Genomic DNA, 5036 nt, shown 5'->3' with positions numbered 1-5036 from the left:
CATCCGCGCCGTCCTCGCCGACCGCCGCTTCAGCTCCAACCCCCGCAGCCCCGGCTACCCCACCTACGTCACCGGCGACGTGCCGACGCCTCCGGGTTTCTTCATGCAGATGGACGCCCCGGACCACACGCGCCTGCGCGCGCTCGTCACGCGCGAGTTCATGGCCCGGCACATCGAATCCCTGCGCCCGAAGATGCAGGCCATCGTGGACCTGCGCGTGGAGGCGCTCCTGAAGGAGCCGCAGCCCGTGGACCTGATCCGCGCGTTCGCCCTGCCCACCGCGTCCGCCGTCATCTGCGAGCTGCTCGGGGTGCCGTTCGAGGACGCCGGCTTCGTGCAGAGCCGCACCGACGGCGTGCTCGACCGCAGCCGCACCGCGAAGGAGTCGGAGACGTCCGCCATCGAGCTGATGGGCTACTTCGACCAGCTGGTGACGGCGAAGGAGAAGGCCCCGGGCGACGACATGCTCGGCCGCCTCATCTCCGACAAGTCCCGCAGCGAGCAGGTCAACCACGCGGAGCTCGTGGGCATCGCCGCGCTGCTGATGCTGGGCGGCTACGACACCATGGCGCAGGTCATCGGCCTGGGCACCGTCACGCTGCTGGAGCACAAGGATCAGCTCGCGGACTTCCTGCGCGAGCCCGCGCTGGCGGACGCGCTGGTGGAGGAGCTGGTGCGCTACCTCACGGTGAATCACGCGGGCCTGCCTCGCGCGGCCACCGCCGACGTGGAGGTGGGCGGCCAGCTCATCCGCGAGGGCGAGGGGCTCATCGTCATGCTCAGCTCCGGCAACCGCGACGAGCAGGCGTTCCCCAACGCGGACGCCTTCGACATCCGCCGCGACTGCCGCCACCACGTCGGCTTCGGCCACGGCCTGCACCGCTGCATCGGCGCGACGTTCGCCCGCGCGGAGCTGGCCATCGTCTTCCGCACCCTCTTCGAGCGCATCCCGTCCCTGCGCGTCGCGGTGCCCGTGCAGGAGCTGCCCTTCCGCCACGAGATGGTCCTGTATGGCCTGAAGCAACTGCCCGTGGCATGGTCCGCCGCCCCGGAGCGCACCCCCGCCGGAGAGACGTGAGCACGCCATGAAGATCCTCGCCATTTCAGGCAGCCTGCGGAAGGTTTCGTCCAACACCGTGCTGCTCAGGGCCGCCATCAAGCTGGCCCCGCCCGGGGTGGAGATGTCGCTCTACGAAGCGCTCGGCGACATCCCGCCCTTCAACCCGGACCTCGACGACCTGGACAACGGCATCGCGCCTCCCAGCGTGCTGGCCCTGCGCGCGGCGCTCCAGGCCGTGGACGCGGTGCTCATCTCCAGCCCCGAGTACGCCCACGGCGTCTCCGGCGTGATGAAGAACGCGCTGGACTGGCTGGTGGGCAGCGGCGAGTTCTCCGGCAAGCCCACCGCGCTCATCAATGCCTCGCCGCGCTCCCAGCACGCGCATGCGTCGCTGATGGAGGTGCTGCGGACCATCAGCTTCACGAACGTCATCGAAGGCCTGCTCACGGTCCCCCTCGCGGGCCGGAAGGTGGATGAGGACTCGCTCGCGGCGGATCCGGACGTGGCACCCGTCATCCTCAAGACCATCCAGGCGCTCGTGCAGGCGGCCCAGCCCCAGGCCTCGACCGAGGCCTAGAGCAGCGAGTCCGACGTGCGGGTCCCCACGGGCGGCCGCCAGGCTGCCTTCCCGCTCGCCGGCCCGTCACGGTGGAAGCCGTGCGGCCCGGCGAGCGCTCCTGCTTCCGGTGTGACATCCCGGGCAGGCACCGGGTACGCTCCCGCCCGAGATGACTCCTGCCGTCCGGGCCGACATGGAAGCACGTGCCGACCGCGCCCTGCGCCGGGGTGAGCTGGCGGAAGCGTTCGAGCTGTTCGAGCACCTGCAGCGCGCCTTCCCCTCCGAGGAGGGCCTGGCCCTCAAGCTCGCCCACCTGCGCGAGAGCCTCCAACCACAGGAGCTCCAGCACCTCCGCAACCGCGTGAAGGAGCCCCAGCGCCTCCCCCTGGGCCCGGCGTCCGCCATGCAGGAGGGCGAGCGCCTCTTCACCCTGGGTGACTACGTGGGCGCCGCCGCCGCGTACCGCCGCGCGCTCCAGGAGCGCCCCGGCAACGAGCTGGTGCAGGAGCGACTGGAGGAGCTGTACCGGCTGGCCCGCGAGATGCCGGTGCAGTCCCCCACCGACAAGGCCCTGCCGCCCCAGAAGGAGGACGCGCTCCAGGCCCTCCTGGATCGCCTGGCCTCCCGGCGCCGCCTCAAGCGCGACTGAGGGGTGTCCCCCTCGTCCTTGCGAGCGGAGATCCGACGCGACGCGTGATTCGTGCGTTGCGCACCCTGGAGGTGGCACCTACAATCCGCACCGACGTTGCTGTCATAGTGCCGCCCGTCTCCACTGACACCCACGTCCGACTTTCTCGTCCCTATGACCCGACCTCTCCGACTCGGAGTCCTCACCGGCGGTGGCGACTGCCCGGGGCTCAACGCTCTCATCCGAGGCCTCGTCCGACGGGGCGCGCACGAGTTCGGTCACTCGTTCGTGGGCATCGAGAACGGCTACATGGGGCTGATGGAGCCGGAGCTCGTCCGCCCGCTCGGTGTGGAGGACACGCGCGGCATCCTGCCCAAGGGCGGCACCATCCTGGGCACGTCCAACAAGGCGAACCCGTTCGCCTACCCGGTGCGTGTGGGCGCCGCCTGGGTGGAGCAGGACTTGTCGGATCAGGCGCTGCGCCGCTGCGAGGAGCTGCGACTGGACGGGCTCGTCGCCATTGGCGGGGACGGCACGCTGTCCATCGCGCACCGGCTGGCGCAGAAGGGGCTGAAGGTCGTCGGGTGTCCGAAGACCATCGACAACGACCTGTCCGGCACGGATCAGACGTTCGGCTTCGACACCGCGCGGCTCATCGTCACGGAGGCGCTGGATCGCCTGCACACCACCGCGGAGTCCCACGACCGGGTGATGGTGTTGGAGATCATGGGCCGCAACGCGGGCTTCCTCACGCTGGAGAGCGGGATCGCGGGCGGCGCGGACCTCATCCTCATCCCGGAGATTCCGTACCGGGTGGAGGCGGTCCTGGAGACCCTGCGTCGCCGGGCCACGCGCCGCCGCAGCTTCTCCATCATCGCCATCTCCGAGGGCGCGTACCCGCAGGGCGGCACGCTGTCCGTGCTGGCGCAGGCCGCGGAGATTCCAGGCCGGGGCGTGGTGCGGCTCGGCGGTTCAGGCAAGGCGTGCGCGGATTTGCTCGCCAGCCACATCGATGCGGAGATTCGTGTCACGGTGCTCGGCCACCTGCAGCGCGGAGGCAGCCCGAGCGCGGCGGATCGCGTGCTGGCGACGCGTTATGGCTGCAAGGTTCTGGACCTCATCCGTGATGACGAGTGGGGGAACATGGTGGCGCTGCGGAACAACGAGATTGTCAGCGTTCCGCTGAGCGAGTCGCGCAAGGAGCGACGGGTGGATCCCCAGGGAGACCTGGTGCGGTTCGCCCGGAGCATGGGCATCGGTTTCGGGGACTGAGGGAGAAGCGCACCACGCCATGTCGCTCGTCGGCCGCCATATCGGTCGCTATCGCATCCTGGAGGAGCTGGGCTCCGGGGGCATGAGCGTCGTGTACAAGGGGCTCGACACCGCCCTGGACCGCGAGGTCGCGGTGAAGGTGCTGCACCCGCACCTGGCCGGCAAGGACGAGTCCCGCCGTCGGCTCGCCCGCGAGGCGCGCGCCGTCGCCAAGCTGCACCACCCCAACATCCTGGAGGTGTTCGACTTCTCCTCGGCGGAGGCGCACGACGCCTTCATCGTCACGGAATACATCCGGGGCCGCACGCTCAAGACGTACCTGGATGAAGGCCCGATGGAGCCGCCCGAACTGGCGGCGATGATCATCCACGAGCTGGCGGCGGCGCTGGCGCACGCGCACGAGGCGGGCGTCATCCACCGCGACCTGAAGCCGGAGAACGTCATGGTGCGCGAGGACGGGGTCCTCAAGCTCATGGACTTCGGCATCGCGCGGCTGCTCGACATCGAGGACCGGATGACGGTGACGGGCGCGCTGGTGGGTTCGCCCGCGCACATGTCGCCGGAGATCATCGAGGGCCTGGAGGCCGGGCCAGAGGCGGACATCTTCAGCCTGGGCATCATGTTCTACGCGCTGATGACGGGCCGGCTGCCGTTCACCGCGTCGAACACCACCGCGACGCTCAAGCGCATCCTGGACGGGACGTACGAGGATCCGCGCCGCCGCGTGCCCACGCTGTCGGACGAGCTGGCGGAGATCTGCGCGACGTGCCTCCAGCGCGACCCGCAGCGGCGCTATCCCAACGCGGGCAAGCTGCGCGACGCGCTGGCGGACGCGCTCGCGGGGCTGGGCTTCTCCCGCGTGGGCGAGGAGCTGATCTCCTTCTTCGCGGATCCGCCGTCGTACCAGCGGCTCGCGCGCCAGCGCATCGTCGCGGCGCTCCTGGAGCGCGGGGAGCGGCAGCTCGCGGAGAAGCGGACGCCGAGGGCGCTGGCGTGCCTCAACCACGTGCTCGCGCTGGACGCGACGAACGAGCGGGCGCTCGGGCTGCTCAAGGGAATCCAGCGCCAGCAGCGGCGGCGCACCTGGCGGCGGCGCGGCCTGCGCCTGGGCATCGGAGTGGGCGTAGCGCTCGCGCTGGGCCTGGGCGGTTGGCAGTGGAGCCGCTCACAGCCAGAGGTACCGACCGAGGTCCCCGCGAAGGCGGGAGCTACCGGCGCCAACCCGGAGCAGTCGGGCGCGGGGACGCGTCTCACGGGCAGCGGCACCGGCACGGGTCCGCAGGGCACGGGCTCGCAAGGCCCCAGCAGCGTGACCGGCACGGGCCCTCAAGGCCCCAGCAGCGCGACAGGCACCGGCGCGCAGGGCACGGGCGGCTCGACGAGCACGGCTCCCGACTCGCGGCTCACGGGCACGAGTGGCTCGACTGGCACCGCCACGGGTCCCCTGCCTCCGGCCGTCGCCACCGGCACCCCCAGCGGATCGCAGCCCACCGTTCCCACGGTGCCTGACCCCACCC

The 5036-nt window shown here is 71.0% G+C and carries 5 protein-coding genes; all 5 read left to right on the top strand.

Annotated elements, in window-relative coordinates; genetic code table 11:
* The coding region (locus D7V93_RS37560) for a cytochrome P450 (RefSeq protein WP_147451549.1) at positions 1-1078 on the top strand (1078 nt) is incomplete at its 5' end.
* 7 nt (positions 1079-1085) lie between these two features.
* Positions 1086-1637 (top strand): NADPH-dependent FMN reductase, encoded by a 552-nt coding sequence (locus D7V93_RS37555; protein ID WP_120647906.1) that lies wholly within the window; start codon positions 1086-1088, stop codon positions 1635-1637.
* Positions 1638-1788: 151 nt separating this feature from the next.
* Positions 1789-2268 carry a hypothetical protein gene (locus D7V93_RS37550; RefSeq protein ID WP_120647905.1) on the top strand — a complete coding sequence of 160 codons (480 nt, stop codon included), beginning with the start codon at positions 1789-1791 and terminating at the stop codon, positions 2266-2268.
* Positions 2269-2421: 153 nt separating this feature from the next.
* Positions 2422-3519 (top strand): 6-phosphofructokinase, encoded by a 1098-nt coding sequence (locus D7V93_RS37545; RefSeq protein WP_120647904.1) that lies wholly within the window; start codon positions 2422-2424, stop codon positions 3517-3519.
* 19 nt (positions 3520-3538) lie between these two features.
* The coding region (locus tag D7V93_RS37540) for a serine/threonine-protein kinase (RefSeq protein ID WP_244237738.1) at positions 3539-5036 on the top strand (1498 nt) is incomplete at its 3' end.

The organism is Corallococcus llansteffanensis, assembly GCF_003612055.1.
GTDB lineage: Bacteria > Myxococcota > Myxococcia > Myxococcales > Myxococcaceae > Corallococcus > Corallococcus llansteffanensis.
This window is presented reverse-complemented; position numbering and strand designations above follow the sequence as displayed.